This window comes from Mesorhizobium sp. BAC0120, from assembly GCF_033542235.1.
Taxonomy (GTDB): Bacteria; Pseudomonadota; Alphaproteobacteria; order Rhizobiales; family Rhizobiaceae; genus JAWRCU01.
On record NZ_JAWRCU010000003.1, the window covers coordinates 342,988 to 358,025 of the forward strand.

General features: G+C 63.3%; 12 protein-coding genes and 1 pseudogene. 8 read left to right on the forward strand and 5 right to left on the reverse strand.

The features are described from left to right. Nucleotides 1-64: 64 nt before the first annotated feature. Both glmM and SAZ10_RS08520 read left to right on the forward strand, forming a co-directional pair. The gene (gene glmM / locus SAZ10_RS08515) at nt 65-1,417 is read left to right on the forward strand and encodes a phosphoglucosamine mutase (RefSeq protein ID WP_318608773.1); all 1,353 of its coding nucleotides are present in this window, start codon (nt 65-67) and stop codon (nt 1,415-1,417) included. Nucleotides 1,418-1,901: 484 nt separating this feature from the next. After that, nucleotides 1,902-2,342 (forward strand): peptidylprolyl isomerase, encoded by a 441-nt coding sequence (locus tag SAZ10_RS08520; RefSeq protein ID WP_318608774.1) that lies wholly within the window; start codon nt 1,902-1,904, stop codon nt 2,340-2,342. A gap of 150 nt (nt 2,343-2,492) precedes the next feature. Here the strand turns inward: SAZ10_RS08520 and dmeF are convergent, their stop codons facing one another. Continuing rightward, a complete protein-coding gene (dmeF, locus tag SAZ10_RS08525) occupies nt 2,493-3,476 on the reverse strand; it encodes a CDF family Co(II)/Ni(II) efflux transporter DmeF (RefSeq protein WP_318608775.1) in 984 nt (327 codons plus the stop codon). Continuing rightward, nucleotides 3,473-3,745, reverse strand: coding sequence for a metal/formaldehyde-sensitive transcriptional repressor (locus tag SAZ10_RS08530; protein WP_318608776.1), 273 nt, complete (start codon nt 3,743-3,745; stop codon nt 3,473-3,475). The genes dmeF and SAZ10_RS08530 overlap by 4 nt, the downstream gene beginning before the upstream one ends. Nucleotides 3,746-3,980: 235 nt before the next feature. Here SAZ10_RS08530 and SAZ10_RS08535 point away from each other — a divergent pair, with 235 nt between their 5' ends. From SAZ10_RS08535 to SAZ10_RS08545, 3 genes are all read left to right on the forward strand, one after another. Continuing rightward, complete coding sequence (locus tag SAZ10_RS08535; protein ID WP_318608777.1) at nt 3,981-4,829, forward strand: outer membrane protein; 849 nt, start codon at nt 3,981-3,983, stop codon at nt 4,827-4,829. A 191-nt stretch (nt 4,830-5,020) separates the two neighbouring features. Then, the gene (locus tag SAZ10_RS08540) at nt 5,021-6,319 is read left to right on the forward strand and encodes an adenylosuccinate synthase (RefSeq protein ID WP_318608778.1); all 1,299 of its coding nucleotides are present in this window, start codon (nt 5,021-5,023) and stop codon (nt 6,317-6,319) included. Between the two features lie 104 nt (nt 6,320-6,423). Further along, nucleotides 6,424-8,211, forward strand: coding sequence for a hypothetical protein (locus SAZ10_RS08545; RefSeq protein ID WP_318608779.1), 1,788 nt, complete (start codon nt 6,424-6,426; stop codon nt 8,209-8,211). Between the two features lie 6 nt (nt 8,212-8,217). Here SAZ10_RS08545 and SAZ10_RS08550 read toward each other — a convergent pair whose 3' ends face one another. After that, complete coding sequence (locus SAZ10_RS08550) at nt 8,218-10,203, reverse strand: GGDEF and EAL domain-containing protein (RefSeq protein WP_318608780.1); 1,986 nt, start codon at nt 10,201-10,203, stop codon at nt 8,218-8,220. 327 nt (nt 10,204-10,530) lie between these two features. On the opposite strand from SAZ10_RS08550, the pseudogene SAZ10_RS08555 reads away from it, so the two are divergent. After that, nucleotides 10,531-11,562: pseudogene (locus SAZ10_RS08555) on the forward strand (class I SAM-dependent methyltransferase); the annotation flags it as partial. A 549-nt stretch (nt 11,563-12,111) separates the two neighbouring features. Here SAZ10_RS08555 and rpoH read toward each other — a convergent pair. Both rpoH and SAZ10_RS08570 read right to left on the reverse strand, forming a co-directional pair. Next, nucleotides 12,112-13,020 (reverse strand): RNA polymerase sigma factor RpoH, encoded by a 909-nt coding sequence (gene rpoH, locus SAZ10_RS08565; protein ID WP_318608781.1) that lies wholly within the window; start codon nt 13,018-13,020, stop codon nt 12,112-12,114. 171 nt (nt 13,021-13,191) lie between these two features. Next, nucleotides 13,192-14,226 carry an RluA family pseudouridine synthase gene (locus SAZ10_RS08570; protein ID WP_318608782.1) on the reverse strand — a complete coding sequence of 345 codons (1,035 nt, stop codon included), beginning with the start codon at nt 14,224-14,226 and terminating at the stop codon, nt 13,192-13,194. Between the two features lie 32 nt (nt 14,227-14,258). Here SAZ10_RS08570 and SAZ10_RS08575 point away from each other — a divergent pair, with 32 nt between their 5' ends. Together SAZ10_RS08575 and SAZ10_RS08580 are read left to right on the forward strand one after the other, a co-directional pair. After that, nucleotides 14,259-14,612, forward strand: coding sequence for a fimbrial protein (locus tag SAZ10_RS08575; protein ID WP_318608783.1), 354 nt, complete (start codon nt 14,259-14,261; stop codon nt 14,610-14,612). Beyond that, on the forward strand, nt 14,609-15,010 hold the full coding sequence (locus SAZ10_RS08580; RefSeq protein WP_318608784.1) for a VOC family protein: 402 nt from the start codon (nt 14,609-14,611) through the stop codon (nt 15,008-15,010). Before SAZ10_RS08575 ends, SAZ10_RS08580 begins: the two co-directional genes overlap by 4 nt. Nucleotides 15,011-15,038: the final 28 nt, after the last annotated feature.

Genomic DNA, 15,038 nt, shown 5'->3' on the forward strand with positions numbered 1-15,038 from the left:
CGACGCCGGACATATTATGTCAATAAAATGTCGAGGGTCGGAACCGCGTGGGGATATCGGCACCATGTCGCGAAAATACTTCGGAACGGACGGGATTCGGGGGCAGGCCAACAAGTTCCCCATGACGCCGGAAGTCGCCATGAAGGTGGGCATGGCTGCCGGATTGTCCTTCCAGCGCGGAAACCATCGCCACAGGGTGGTGATTGGCAAGGATACGCGTCTTTCCGGCTACATGCTGGAAAACGCGATGGTATCCGGCTTTTGCGCCGCCGGCATGGACGTGTTCCTGCTCGGCCCGATACCGACGCCGGCCGTCGCGATGCTCGTACGCTCGCTGCGCGCCGACCTCGGCGTCATGATCTCGGCTTCGCACAACCCCTATTACGACAACGGCATCAAGCTGTTCGGCCCCGACGGCTACAAGCTTTCGGATGACCTCGAGCTGCGCATCGAATCGTTGCTGGACAAGGAGATCGAGATCGCGCTCGCCGACCAGGATTCGCTCGGCCGCGCCAAGCGCATCGACGGCGTGCATGATCGCTACATCGAATTCGCCAAGCGCACCATGCCGCGCTCAATGTCGCTCGCCGGGCTGAGGGTGGTGATCGACGTGGCCAACGGCGCGGCCTACAAGGTAGCGCCCGAGGCTCTGTGGGAACTCGGCGCCGAAGTCATCACCATCAACAACGAGCCGAACGGCTTCAACATCAACAAGGAATGCGGCTCGACACACCCGGCCGGCCTGGCAAAGAAAGTCCATGAAGTGCGCGCCGACATCGGCATAGCGCTCGATGGCGACGCCGATCGCATGATCATCGTCGACGAGACCGGCGCGCTGGTCGATGGCGACCAGATCATCGCCCTGATCGCCGAATCCTGGCATCAGGCCGAGCGCCTGGCAGGAGGCGGCGTGGTGGCGACGGTGATGTCCAATCTCGGCCTGGAGCGCTTCCTTTCCGGCCTGGGGCTGTCGCTACACCGTACCAAGGTCGGCGACCGCTATGTCGTCGAATATATGCGTGCCCATGGCCTCAATGTCGGCGGCGAGCAGTCGGGCCATATCGTGCTTTCCGATTTTGCCACGACCGGTGACGGTCTCGTCTCGGCGCTGCAGGTGCTGGCCTGCATGAAACGGTCGGACAAGCCGATGAGCGAGCTCAGCCGCAAGTTCGAGCCTGTGCCGCAAGTCCTGAAGAACGTGCGGTTCTCTGGCGGCAAGCCGCTGGAGACCGCGCCGGTGAAAGCTGCGATCGAAGACGCTCGCAGCCGTCTCGGCAATACCGGCCGGCTGGTCATCCGGCCCTCCGGCACCGAACCGCTCATCCGCGTCATGGCTGAGGCCGACGACCCGAAACTCGTCGAGAAGGTGGTCAACGACATCGTCGACGTAATTTCCGACCTGCGGACCGCCGCCTAGAGCATTTTGCAGCCAAGTGGAATCACTTGGCGTTGCACAAATGCGGCAAAACAATCAGATAGAGCGGCAGCCCGGATTTATCCGGGCGTCAGCCGCTCTAGCGCATCGGACCTAACCGGAGGACCGCGTCAGCGAAAACAGCGCAGCGGTTTCGGGACAGATCCGATGCTCAGACAGCGGCGTAGTGCTCCTGCTTGAACCTGCGCCCCTCTGGCAGTCGGTCCTGAGCCCGTTGGGCGCCTGACAGCGCGCCCCGATGCAGTGCCCTTCTTCGCCAACCGGGCCCGCTGAATCCGGCAGCTCGCGAAGTTTTGCTGTTGCGCGACGGCATCGATCCGGCCGACTGCGACCTCCCTCCTGAGGTTTACATTCGGTGTCGGCATCCTAAGTTCCAAACTAGTGCCGCACCGACCGGCATGTACCCGGCGCACGGCGTGCAACGCCGGCGACCGCAATTGACTCAAGCAAGAACGAGAGGCGAGACATGACCGAAGTGAAAAACGGCGATGTCGTACGCGTTCACTATACGGCAAAACTGACCGACGGCACCGAGTTCGATTCTTCCGCAGGGCGGGAGCCGCTCGAATTCCGGGTTGGCGCCGGTCAGGTCATCTCGGGGCTTGACCGCAGGATGGATGGCATGACCGTCGGCGAGAAAAGCACGGTGACGGTTCCCGCCGAGGAAGGCTATGGCCTGCGCGACGAGGCCCAGGTGCAAACCGTACCGCGCTCCGCAGTGCCTGAGGATACGGAGGTCGGCTCCAGGCTGCAGGCGAACACGCCGGACGGCCGCAAGATTCCGCTGACCGTCGTCGATCTCGACGAGGAGCGGGCAACCGTCGACGCCAACCATCCGCTCGCCGGCCAGGACCTCGTATTCGACATCGAAGTCGTGGAGGTCGTGGGGCCCCAGCGGGCAGCATGATCCCGAACCCAAGGTCGCAGCAACGACTGTAGACCTTCTGGGGAGATCATTGCTCAAGGTCAGCGGGACGCTGCACGACGTCGCTTTCCCCGGCGCGCTGCGTTCCGATGGGCGCCTCGCGCCTTTGTCGACGGTTCGGTCCGGATCCCTTCAGGCTGCCTTTGCCTCGACCTCGATCGTCACGTGCGAAAGCTCGTGGATGTGGGCGAGCTTGCTACGGTAGTGCGAAGGCGCCATCGGCTTGTCGGACACCAGGGACAGGATCGCGCCGTGGTGCCCCGGCCCGAGCTGCCATACATGCAGGTCCGTGATGAGGTCGCCGTCGGTTTCTACGGCCTCCCTGATCTCATGCGGCAGGTTTTCGCCCGCCGGCACGTAGTCCAGGAGGACAGCGCTTGCATCGCGGACCAAGGTCCATGACCAGTTGAGTATGACGATCGCTCCGACAAGACCCATGGCCGGATCGAGCCAAATCCATCCATAGAGGCTGCCTGCCAGAAGCGCGACGACCGCCAGCACGGAAGTCAGCGCGTCGGCCAGCACGTGGAAATAGGCTGCGCGCAAGTTGTTGTCGCCTCGGCGCCGTTGATCCCGGTGCGGATCGTGATGATGGTCATGCCCATGATGATGGTGATGCCCGTCAGGCGAGCCATGTCCGTGGTGGTGATGCCCGCCGGAGAGCAGCCAGGCGCTCGCCAGATTGACCCCAAGTCCGATCAGGGCGACCAGGATCGCCTGACCGAATTCGATGGGCACCGGCGTGCGCAAACGCACAAGGCTCTCCCAACCGATCAAGAGCGCGATCAGCGCCAGCACGACGGCACTGGCGAAGCCCGCCAGGTCGCCGATCTTGCCCGTGCCGAAGGTGAACCGAGGATTGCGGGCGTTCCTGCGGGCATAGAGATAAGCCAGGGCCGCGATCAGCATGGCGGCGGCATGGGTGGACATGTGCCAGCCGTCCGCCACCAGCGCCATCGAGCCGTAGATCGTGCCCGCCGTGATTTCCACGACCATCATGGTGGCGGTCAGCGCGATCACGAACCAGGTGCGACGCTCGTTGCGCTCGTGATGCTCGCCGAGGAAGACATGCTCGTGGGAGCCCGGCGGCAGGCTTGGACTGTAGCTTGTGTTCATTTCAGATACGTCCTTATGACTTCACCGAGTTCGGCAACACCCGTCGCCCGAGCGGCATCGTCAGGCGCGCTCAGCACATGCTCGCGCAGATGTTCCTCCATCAGTTCCGCTGTCAGCCCGTTGATCGCACCTCTCATGGAAGCGACGAGCATCAGCACATCCGCGCAACCGATATCGGCTTCGAGCGCACGCTCGACGGCATCCAACTGCCCGCGCAGGCGGCGCACGCGGGCGAGCAGCTTCGGCTTTTGCGTAACGAGATGAGACATGCATCCTCCTTGACGCCAATATAGGGGGGAGGGGTATTCTCATCCACTCTTTCGAGCGGCCGAGCTCAATAATTTTGGAAATGCCGTCGACTTGACAGGCAGTGCAATCGGTTCCGCTGTTCGGCCCGAACGTGGTTAATCAACAGGGTTAAACCGCCCTTAACCTTTGCCAACCATTATCCATCCCGGATGCGGGGCGGGAAAGGGTCCCCCGCAGATTGCAGGGGTGACAGCAATGCTCAGAATGGCCAAGCAGTTTCTTGCGGCCGGGCTTATCGCGTTTGCGGGATTATTGTCCGCCCACGCCGCGGACCTTGCCGAGCCGCCCGTGGTCGAGTCACCGCCGCCTCCCATGGAGTTCGGCGGATGGTATATTCGCGGCGATCTCGATTACCACTGGTCGGATTTCCGCGGCGCCGACTACATCACCTACGGCGTCTGCGTCGATCCTTGCGGGGCGGTTGCAGTGCCCGGCTCAAACAGCTTCTCTTCAGGCGACCTCGGTGGCGCCTTCTCGCTTGGCGGCGGCGTCGGCTACCAGATCACCCCATATCTGCGCACCGACCTGACGGCCGACTACTGGTTCAGCTCGGACTTCGATGGGTCGACGGCGGATGACGTTTCGGTTTCGACAGACACATCCTCGTACAGCGCCTGGCTGCTGCTCGCCAACGCCTATGCCGATCTCGGCACCTATTACGGCTTCACGCCCTATGTAGGCGCCGGCATCGGCGGCGCTTACGTGAAGTGGGATGACCTCCACAATACGATCGGCGATGTGACGACGGTGCATGAGGGGGCCAGCAACTGGCGCTTCGCATGGGCGCTGATGGCCGGCACGGCCTACTGCCTGACCGGCAACCTCAAGCTCGACGTCGGTTACCGCTACACCCGCATCAATGGCGGCGAAATGTTCGGCCTTGCGCCGGATGGACCCGGCGGCGCCGGCCCCGGCTACGACAATGGGTTCAACGTGCACGAGGCGCGCGCCGGCCTGCGCTATTCGTTCGGCAATTCCGGTTGCGTCCCGCCGCCCGTACCTGTGGCCTATGAGCCACCGGCACCGGAGCCGGTGTACAAATAATCCCGCAAGCTCGCGAGATCGCAACCGCCCGGCCCGCAGCCGGGCGGTTTTGCATTGCAGGCACGACAGCGCTATCCGCCGATTGACCGGGCCGGATGTCCTCAAAGAAAGGTCGCGCTCGCGAGCCCTTGACGCTATAGAGGCCTTTCAATACTCGCCGGCTTCGTCCGGCCGCAGTCAAAGGAATGCCAATGGCCAATGTCGTAGTCGTCGGCTCGCAATGGGGCGATGAGGGCAAGGGAAAGATCGTGGACTGGCTGTCGGAGCGCGCTTCCGTCGTGGTGCGCTTCCAGGGCGGCCACAATGCCGGCCACACGCTGGTCGTCGACGGCAAGGTCTACAAGCTGTCGCTCCTGCCCTCCGGCGTCGTGCGGGAAGGCAAATTGTCGATCATCGGCAATGGCGTGGTATTCGACCCGCATGCCTTCGTCGCCGAGGTGGCGAAGCTGAAAGCCCAGGATGTCGACGTGACGCCCGAGCGCCTGAAGATCGCCGAGAACGCCGCGCTCATTCTCTCGCTGCACCGCGAGCTCGACGGCTTTCGCGAGGACGCCGCCTCGAACTCCGGCACCAAGATCGGCACGACCCGCCGCGGCATCGGCCCGGCCTATGAGGACAAGGTCGGCCGCCGCGCCATTCGGGTCATGGATCTCGCCGACCCGGAGACGCTGCCCACCAAGATCGACCGGCTGCTGTCGCACCACAACCCGCTGCGCCGCGGCCTCGGCCATCCCGAAGTCTCGTTCGATGCGATCCATCAGGAACTCACCTCGGTCGCCGCTGATGTGCTGCCCTACATGGACCGGGTCTGGAAGCTGCTCGACGACGCCCGCCGGGCCGGCGAACGCATCCTCTTCGAAGGTGCGCAGGGCACCCTGCTCGATATCGACCACGGCACCTATCCCTTCGTCACCTCGTCGAACACGGTGGCCGGGCAGGCGGCGACTGGCGCCGGCGTCGGCCCCGGCGCCATCGGCTTCGTGCTCGGCATCACCAAGGCTTACACGACGCGTGTCGGCGAAGGCCCCTTCCCGACCGAGCAGGTCAACGAGATCGGCGAGTTCCTCGGCACCCGCGGTCACGAGTTTGGCGTGGTTACCGGGCGCAAGCGCCGGTGCGGCTGGTTCGATGCGGTGCTGGTCCGCCAGGCAGTCGCCGTCAATGGCATCAAGGGCATCGCGCTCACCAAGCTCGACGTGCTCGACGGGCTCGACGAGATCAAGGTTTGCACCGGTTACCGTCTCGACGGCGAGCTGATCGACTATCTGCCGGCGAGCCAGGGCGCGCAGGCGCGCGTCGAGCCGGTCTATGAGACGCTGGAAGGGTGGAAGGCGACCACGAGAGGCGCGCGCAGCTGGGCCGACCTCCCCGCCCAGGCCGTCAAATATGTGCGTCACATCGAGGAACTGATCGGTGCGCCTGTTGCCTTGCTGTCGACAAGCCCCGAGCGGGACGACACCATACTTGTGACCGATCCGTTTCAGGATTAGAGCAAGAACTTGGCCATTTGCGCGCGCCTGGCGTTTCGTTGCGTTATTTTTGCCGGATTTCGCTCCCATAGGCGGCAAAGGAACAATCTCAGGTCAATCTCCGCATGGCAGATTTTGTTGCAGTACTAAGAAAGACGATCGACGGTCTCGCCGACAACACGCCGGCGATACGCGCGAAGGTCTATGAAAAGGCCCGCGCGACGGTCGCTGCCAAGCTTGCTGCCATCAACCCGCCGCCGCCTTCTGCCGTCGCAGAGCGGCAGAAGCGGGCTTTGGAGGATGCGATCAGTCAGGTCGAGGTCGGTTATTCGGGCAGCGGCGAAGACCCGTTCGACGAGCTCGAGAACGTCTTCGCCGATCTCACCCGCAAACAGCCTGCCGAGGCCAAAGCGCCACCGGCCGTCCAGCCGCAGCCGCCACCGCCGGTCCAGGCCGAGGTACGACCGCCGATCCAGGCAAAAGCCCCGCCGCCCGTCCTTGAGAAGGCTCCGCCGCCGGTCCAGGCCAAGGCTCCGCCACCGATCCAGCCGAAAGCCCCGCCACCCGTGCTGGAGAAGGCTCCCCCGCCGTTCCAGGCCAGAGCGCCGTTGGCGCCTGAGCCCAGGCCTCCAGTTCTTCTCGAGGCGCCTTCCGAAGAGCCCGCTCCGCCTGAAAGCGAGGCCGACCACAATGCGTGGTTCCAGCCGGCAGAAGCCGAAGATGAAACGGTGGATGCGCATGACGAGCGCCACGTAATCTCGTTCGATGCCGATGACGGCGGCGAGGAGGTTCCTGAGCGGAGGCCTGCCTTCGAGGAGCCGAGGCGCCGGCGCAGTTTTGCGCCGTTGATCGCCGCCGTAATAGTGCTGGCCCTGCTCGCCGGCGGCGGCTACGCCGTGTGGCTGAACAAGAACGATTTCATGGCCATGCTCGGCATCGAAGGCGGCAAGGCGACGGTCGCAGCCGCGCCTTCGACGGACAATGCCAAGCCTCAGCCGCCGCGGGCAGCGGCCGCCAAGCCGCCGGCCGCCGAGGACGTCCAGAAGTTCACGCAGCGCTTGAAGAGCGACGGCACGGAGACCGATGAAGGTCCGGCCGGCGGTGCGGCCTCGATCGGCGAGGGCACGTCAGTAGCCGCAGTCACGCAGCCCCCCGCTCCCGCGCCGGCTGTACCTCCTGCCGCCGCTCAGCCGGGCGCTCCCGCCCCGGGTGATGCGCATCCGGCCGCCGCCGCTCCCCAGGCCGGCCCTGGCGGCCCAGCCCCGTCGATCAATCCAGGGATGGCAGCCGCACCGACGGCGCCGGCAACGCAACCTGCGACCGGCCAGCCCGCGGGCGCCGAGGGTCAGGTCGCCGTCGGCCAGAAGGCTATCTTCTACGAAGAGCGCACCAACGTCACCGCGGGCTCGGCCGAGCCCGGCTCGGTGGTCTGGTCGCTGGTGCAGGAATCGCCCGGCGACGACCAGCCGGCCGAGCCGGCAATCCGCGGCGAAGCAACAATTCCAGGCAAGGATCTGCAGCTGCGCGTAACGATCCGCCGCAACGCCGACAAAACGCTGCCGGCGAGCCACATCATCGAGCTGATCTTCCTGACGCCTGAGAATTTCGACGGCGGCGGCATCGAGAACATCCTGCGCTTTGCGATGAAGGATACCGAAGAGGCTGCAGGAAGCCCGCTGCTCGGCATTCCCGCCAAGATCGCCGACGGCTTCTTCCTGATTGCCCTCAACGACACGAAAGCCGAGATCGCCACCAACCTCAACCTCCTGAAGCGCCAGCAGTGGATCGACGTGCCGCTGGTCTACAAGTCCGGCCGACGAGCGCTGTTCACCATGGAAAAGGGCATACCCGGCGACAAGGTCTTTGATGAGGTGATCAAGGCCTGGGAGAGCGCCGCTGCCAGCGCCGGCTGATTTCCGTCAGGCACTTTTCCGGACGAGTACCGGACGCTTGGGGGTTGCAGGGGTCGTCCGGAAACTCGAAGCAGGAGCCGGACGCCCGACATGGTAGCCCTGAACCAGGTCGATGCCGAACTCGCGCATGAGCGCCATCTGCTTCTCTGACTCGACACCTTCGACGAGGATTTTGTGGCCGCGGTTGCGGACCAGGCCGATGATGTCCTTGAGCATCACCTTCCCTCTGTCGGTCCCCGCGTCATGAAGGAACGAGCGATCGATCTTCACCGTATCGAAATCGATCATCCGGAGCCATGAGAGTCCGGCGAAGCCGGTACCGAAATCGTCGAGCCACACCCTGATCCCGAGCAGCTTCAGGTCGTTGATGCAGCGGAGGATGTCGGAATGCATCTCCATCTCGAGGCCTTCGGTGATCTCGAGGGCGAGCCTGCTGCCGGCGACGCCGGTCTCGCTCAGGATCGCCGCGACGGAGGTCGCAAAGCCGGGCGCCTTGAGCTGGATCGGAGAGACATTGACGCTCACCACCTGGACATGATTGTCGGCGAGCAGCTCATGGCACACGGTGCGTAGCGCCCAGCGCCCGAGCTCCATTATGGCGCCGGTCCGCTCTGCGACAGGGATGAACAGGCTCGGTGGGACCGACGTGCCGTCCAGCATTGTCAGCCGCATAAGAGCTTCGAGTGCCTCGACGCGGCCGGAAGCGACGCTCTGGATGGGCTGGTAGACGAGCGAGACGAGGTCCTGGGCAACCGCGATCTTCAAGAGGGCTGCGATATTCTCGCTCTCGTCGCTGCTCTGCGGATCGTTAGGGTCGAACAGCTTGGCGCAGTTCCGGCCGCTGGCCTTTGCCAGATAGAGCGCGCGATCTGCCTCGTTGATGATCTTCTCCAGCTTCGCGCCAGCCTGGGTCCGGGTGAACGCCGCGCCGACGCTCACCGTCACGATCGAGATCCCGTCGCGCCGTTGCCCGTGCATGAGCGCCATCTCTTCCACCGTGCGGCGGATTGCTTCGGCGAGCTCCGCGACATCCTCGCACCTGTCCATGCGGGCGAGCACGATGAATTCCTCGCCGCCATAGCGTCCGATCGAGGCATCATACTGCTTGATCCTCGCGCGCAGCGTATTGGCGACCAGAACCAGGCAGCGGTCGCCTTCCTGATGGCCGTAGCAGTCGTTGAATCTCTTGAAGAAATCGACGTCGATCAGGATTGCTCCAAAGCTACGCCCGTAGCGCTGCCAGTCGCTCCAGTACTCCCTGAGCTTTTCATCGACCGCCCGACGGTTATCCAGTCCCGTCAGAGGGTCGGTTCTCGACAGCCGCTCGAGGGCTTTGCCGCGTTCGGTCGCTTCCCTGTGCTGGTTCCTGGCTTCCAGGGCATTCAGGAAGACATTGTAGCGTTCCTTGTTCAGGTTCCAGTTCACATAGGAGGTGAAGATGAAGCAGGTGAGATAGAAGGTGCCGAACGCAACATGGTAGGATGTGCCGTTCGGATAGAAGATCATCATCGTGATAAAGAAGGCAGCGAGCACCAGGCCCGACGTTATCAGCGACAGGCTGAACTGGAAGCTGAAGAAGAGGTTGGCCCCCATCATGAAGATGGCCCCGAAAACCATGTAATAAGACATGCTTTCGGTGTGCGTCGTCATGATCGACGGCACCAGCCAACTCATATAGCCGAGGAAGACTGCGGCAGCGCAAATCCTGTCCAGCCAATCCGAGCTTGCTTGCCTGCGGAATAGCCCTTCGAACGTGGCGAGCATGACCACCCCGAAGATGAAGCGCGCCGTGACAGTATAGGCTGCGACGTCGGGAACCAGCAGGATGTCGGTGGTCGAAAACAGCATATAGACGAGGAAGGATGCCCAGATGCCCTGCCTCGTAGGTCTCGCGCGACGCGCGTCGCGATCCTGGCGATACAGAGTGCGCAGCTCTTCCGCCGGCAGCTCGCGTTGCTGCTGCAGGTTTATCTCGGCAAGCTGAGCCAACATATGAGTCGGGCACTGATCCAGAGAGTTGCACCCTGTTTAAACAAGCCTTTAATGTCGCTTTTTCCGCTGAAGTCCGCGGGTCAACACCTACCGCCGGCTGTCACACAAGATATTTCTCTAGGAGAATAGCGAGGGACTCTTACGGAATGCTACGCTATTCCCCAGAAAGTTTTCGTTAAATTGGTCGAAGGCGAAGCGGCGGCGGCCGCGTAGCTAAGCACGATCCGCCATAATTTCTATCTGCGTGAAAAAAATCAGCCGTTCCGACTAGCGAATCTCTAAATCCTCCGAATAGAGTTAACGCGTCGTTAACGCTTGGAGGGCCGCGTGAGCCGACCTGGTTTCGATGGTGAAAGCCTTATCACCCCTGACGCGATCGCCGGCGTCTTCGCTCCCTCGGAGCTGGATGAGCGGCGCGAGGAATTCGAGACCGGCAGGGCGGAGCTCGCCCTGATCCTGAGCGTCGCTCGGCAGCAATTCGAGCAGCAAAGGGATTCGGCTGCCATCATCAGGCGCGCCAACGCCGATCTGCACAAGCTGCGCAGCAAATTGCATCCTGCCCTGTGGCAAAGGCTGATCCCGATCGCGCAGAATCACCCTGTTTCGGAGTTCTTCCTTCAAGATCCATTCACGCGCTGGTCTTTCGAGAAGCCGAGAGGCTATTCCGGCGACGCACATCTGCTTGATTTCATCTATGGCCACCCGGGCGCAGTCGAGGCCATCTCCGATGCCTCGGCGCTCGGGCAAGCGCTATACGACAGCACGAAGGATTCGCTGTCCTCCAATGCCGTGCGGGAGCGGCGCGACCTGCTCGCGCAACATGTCGACGAGATTGCGGCCACGCGCGGCGACAAAACGGAGATCCTGGCGATTGCCGCCGGACACCTGCGCGAAGCCGATCGGTCGTCGGCCTTCAGGGAGGGCCGAATCAAAAGGTGGGTTGCTCTCGACCAGGATCCCTTAAGCGTGGCATCGATCGCGCGTGACTTCGGCGGCACGTGTGTAGAGGCGGTTGAAGGATCGGTGCGGGGCCTTTTGACCAATGCTTACAGCCTCGGCCGGTTCGACTTCGTCTATGCGGCAGGCCTCTATGACTATCTCTCTTACAAGGTGGCGGTGAAGCTGACCCAGAGATGCCTGCGGTTGTTGAAGCCGGACGGCGTGCTGCTGTTCGCCAACTTCTCGCCGGAAATGAGCGACGACGGGTTCATGGAGACATTCATGAACTGGGCGTTGCTGCAGCGCTCGGAGGCGGACATGTGGAGCATCATCAACGGCAGCGTCGACAGGAACACGGTGGAGGCGAGCGTGTTCTTCGGCGCGAATCGCAACATCGTCTATGGCCTCCTCCGGCGGCGCGAGGGCTGCGAGCTGGCCCCGCCCACGGGTCGAACACTGGGCGCGACCCAGCGCTTCGAGATCATGATGGAGCCGATGGAGCAATGGCTCGTGTGGGACACGGCCGCGGATCTCCCCGCCGAATATGCAGGTCTGGACCTGGTTGGCCTGTCCCATCAAGAAGCCTTGCTGCATTGCGATCGACTGAACAAGGCCTGGCCACCAGCGCGATAGAGCATGATCCCGCGAAGTTGCAGGCGCGCTCCGCCTCGGTCTCATCGAAACGGGTACCCGCTGCACCGCCTCGAGGAGCACATCGCCGCGGCCGCAGTCGAGCTGACGACCGAGGATCTCGGGAACATCGAAAGCGCGGTCTCGGCGATCGCGGTACAGGGAGAACGCTATTCGCCGCAGCATCAGGCCCGGATCGACCACTGAGCGGAGAGAAGCTGGCAAGCTCCACGGGAAGCCGGGATACATGATTTAACCACAAGGGGCAGCACTTCCCCGAGAATCAAAAAACGCCGCCTTCTCAGGCGGCGTCTTGATTTCTCAATCGGCAGCGCGTGCTCAGTGCGCGTGGGCCTCGATGGTCCTCAGCGACTGAGCCTGCCGCTTGGCGGCGGCCTTGACGGCGTCCTGGACCTTCTCGAAGGCACGAACCTCGATCTGGCGCACACGCTCACGACTGATGTCGAACTCGGCCGAAAGCTCTTCCAGGGTCATCGGGTCCTCGGCAAGGCGGCGTGCCTCGAAGATGCGGCGCTCGCGATCATTGAGCACCGACATCGCATCCGAAAGCATGGAGCGCCGGCTTTCGAGCTCATCCTGCTCGATGAGCGTCTCTTCCTGGCTGTCATGCTCGTCGACAAGCCAGTCCTGCCATTCGCCGGATTCTCCCTCGGTCGCGCGGATCGGGGAGTTGAGCGAGGCATCGCCTGACAGCCGGCGGTTCATCGACACGACCTCGTCCTCACTGACGTTCAGCCGCGTGGCGATCTCCTTGACCTGCTCGGGCCTGAGATCGCCTTCGTCGAGCGCCTGGATCTTGCCCTTCACCTTGCGCAGATTGAAGAACAGCCGCTTCTGGTTGGCTGTCGTTCCCATCTTCACGAGGCTCCACGAGCGCAGGATGTATTCCTGGATCGCGGCCTTGATCCACCACATGGCATAGGTGGCAAGCCGGAAGCCGCGCTCGGGCTCGAATTTCTTGACGGCCTGCATGAGGCCGACATTGCCTTCGGAGACGACCTCTCCGATCGGCAGGCCATAGCCGCGATAGCCCATGGCGATCTTCGCCACGAGCCTCAAATGGCTGGTGACCAGCCGGTGTGCCGCATTGGTGTCACCGTGCTCCTGGTAGCGCTTGGCGAGCATGTATTCCTCGTCAGGCTGGAGCATCGGGAAGCGGCGGATTTCTTCCAGGTAGCGGGCAAGGCCGCCCTCGCCGGAAACGATACTGGGTAGTGACTGGGCCATAAAGCACCCTCCCTCTCTTAGAGATTTGCCTCCTCAACGAGGCAGGCATAAGGCACGGACGCACGTAGCCATTCCGACGCCCAACACCGTTATATAGGAACAAAACGAGAAAGACACCTATTTGTTCAAGACAGAACAGAGTGTCACGCCATAGTGAACGGAGCGTGTTCCCTAATCCTCAAGCGCCCGGAACTGTCTGGCTATTTCCGCCATGTCGGGGGGCATAGGCGCCTCAAATCGCATTCGCATATGGGTACTCGGATGGCGGAATTCAAGAAGCCGGGCATGCAACGCTTGCCGTGGAAAAGCCGCAACGGCCGAGCGGAACGGTTCCGGCAGCCGGTTCGCCTTGGTGCGGAACGCTTTCCCGTAATCCGGGTCGCCGATCACCGGATGCCCGATATGCGCCATATGTACGCGGATCTGATGGGTACGGCCGGTCTCCAGCCGGCATTCGAGCAGTGAAGCGAGCGCCTCGCCGCCCGCCGGGAAGCGCTCCAGCACGGCGAAGTGGGTTACGGCATGGCGGGCGTCCTCGCGCTCCTGGGTCACGACGGCCCGCAGCACGCGGTCGCGGGCCCGGCCGAGCGGCGCGTCGACGGTGCCCGAATTGCGCTGAGGAGCACCCCAGACAAGCGCCTCATAGGCGCGTTTGAGATCGCCCGTTCGGCCGTGATCGGCAAATGCCTCCGAGAGCGCGCGGTGCGCCTGGTCGGTCTTGGCGACAACCATTACGCCGCTGGTGTCCTTGTCCAGCCTGTGCACGATGCCCGGCCGGCGCACCCCGCCTATGCCGGACAGGCTCTCGCCGCAATGCTGGATCAGCGCATTGACCAGTGTTCCGGTCCAGTTGCCCGCGCCAGGGTGCACGACCAGGCCCGCCGGCTTGTTGACGACGATGATTTCCGCATCCTCGTACAGCACGTCGAGCGGGATCGCCTCGCCCTTTGGCTCCGGATCCTCGGGTTCGGGCATCGTTATGGCGAAGCGCGCGCCGGCTGCTATCCTGTGGCTCGGCTCGCGAATAGCGGCATCGGCGAGCGTCACCGCGCCTGCCTTGATCAAGGCCTGCACCCGGCTGCGCGAAAAGCCTTCCAGGGCGCCGGCAAGCCATTGGTCGAGGCGCTGGCCGGCGGCTTCCCCCGGCACCAGCACCTCTATCAATTCGCCATTCTCTTCGCTATCAGGGCCGCCAGACGCTTTCATTATGACGGTTCAACTCTAACGGAAATCCCAGCTTGGCGCAGTCCGCCCTTGACAATGATGACGAGAAGCCGCTCGATCCGGCCTTGGAGCGGGTGCGCCGCAAGCTCGTGCGCTTCGCGGTCGTCAATCTCGGCATTCTTTTCCTCGCCCTTATCGTCGTGGTCGGTGCGCTTGTCTACAAGAGCTTGCGTACGCCTGCGCCCCCCAGCGGCGCATTCAGCGAGGCCGAGATCGCCTTGCCTGCCGGCGCGAAAATGCTCGGCCACGGCTTCGCCGACGGACGGATTTCGATCGATGCCGAGCTTGCCGACGGCAGTCGCGCGATCTTCCTCTACGATGTCGCGGCGCAGAAGATGGTGGGCCGCTACACGGTCATCGCAAAATGAGCGGAGAGCCACTGCGGCGCATTGCTACCGTTACGCTGATCGTGGCCGGCTATGACGAGGCGATTGCCTGGTATGTGGAAAAGCTCGGCTTCCGGCTTTTCGAGGACGCCGATCTCGGCGGCGGCAAGCGCTGGGTGACCGTCGGGCCCGCCGAGGGCGAAGTCCGCCTGCTTCTCGCCCAAGCAAAGAACGCGGAGGAACGTGCCCACATCGGCAACCAGACCGGCGGCCGCGTCTTCCTGTTCCTCGAAACCGACGACTTCGCCCGCGACCATTCGGCGATGCTTTCCCGCGGCGTCGAATTCAAGGAAGCACCCCGCCACGAAGCCTATGGCACGGTCGCCGTTTTCACCGATCTCTATGCCAATCTCTGGGATCTGCTCCAGCCGAAGCGATAGTCGGGCGAAGGCACGACCCGCTCGCCGA

Coding starts and splice junctions, on each gene's coding strand:
- SAZ10_RS08550 (WP_318608780.1), bottom strand. CDS start 10,203: ATGTTGGCTCAGCTTGCCGAGATAAACCTGCAGCAGCAACGCGAGCTG.
- dmeF (WP_318608775.1), bottom strand. CDS start 3,476: ATGAACACAAGCTACAGTCCAAGCCTGCCGCCGGGCTCCCACGAGCAT.
- glmM (WP_318608773.1), top strand. CDS start 65: ATGTCGCGAAAATACTTCGGAACGGACGGGATTCGGGGGCAGGCCAAC.
- SAZ10_RS08530 (WP_318608776.1), bottom strand. CDS start 3,745: ATGTCTCATCTCGTTACGCAAAAGCCGAAGCTGCTCGCCCGCGTGCGC.
- rpoH (WP_318608781.1), bottom strand. CDS start 13,020: ATGGCCCAGTCACTACCCAGTATCGTTTCCGGCGAGGGCGGCCTTGCC.
- SAZ10_RS08580 (WP_318608784.1), top strand. CDS start 14,609: ATGAGCGGAGAGCCACTGCGGCGCATTGCTACCGTTACGCTGATCGTG.
- SAZ10_RS08535 (WP_318608777.1), top strand. CDS start 3,981: ATGCTCAGAATGGCCAAGCAGTTTCTTGCGGCCGGGCTTATCGCGTTT.
- SAZ10_RS08545 (WP_318608779.1), top strand. CDS start 6,424: ATGGCAGATTTTGTTGCAGTACTAAGAAAGACGATCGACGGTCTCGCC.
- SAZ10_RS08540 (WP_318608778.1), top strand. CDS start 5,021: ATGGCCAATGTCGTAGTCGTCGGCTCGCAATGGGGCGATGAGGGCAAG.
- SAZ10_RS08570 (WP_318608782.1), bottom strand. CDS start 14,226: ATGAAAGCGTCTGGCGGCCCTGATAGCGAAGAGAATGGCGAATTGATA.
- SAZ10_RS08520 (WP_318608774.1), top strand. CDS start 1,902: ATGACCGAAGTGAAAAACGGCGATGTCGTACGCGTTCACTATACGGCA.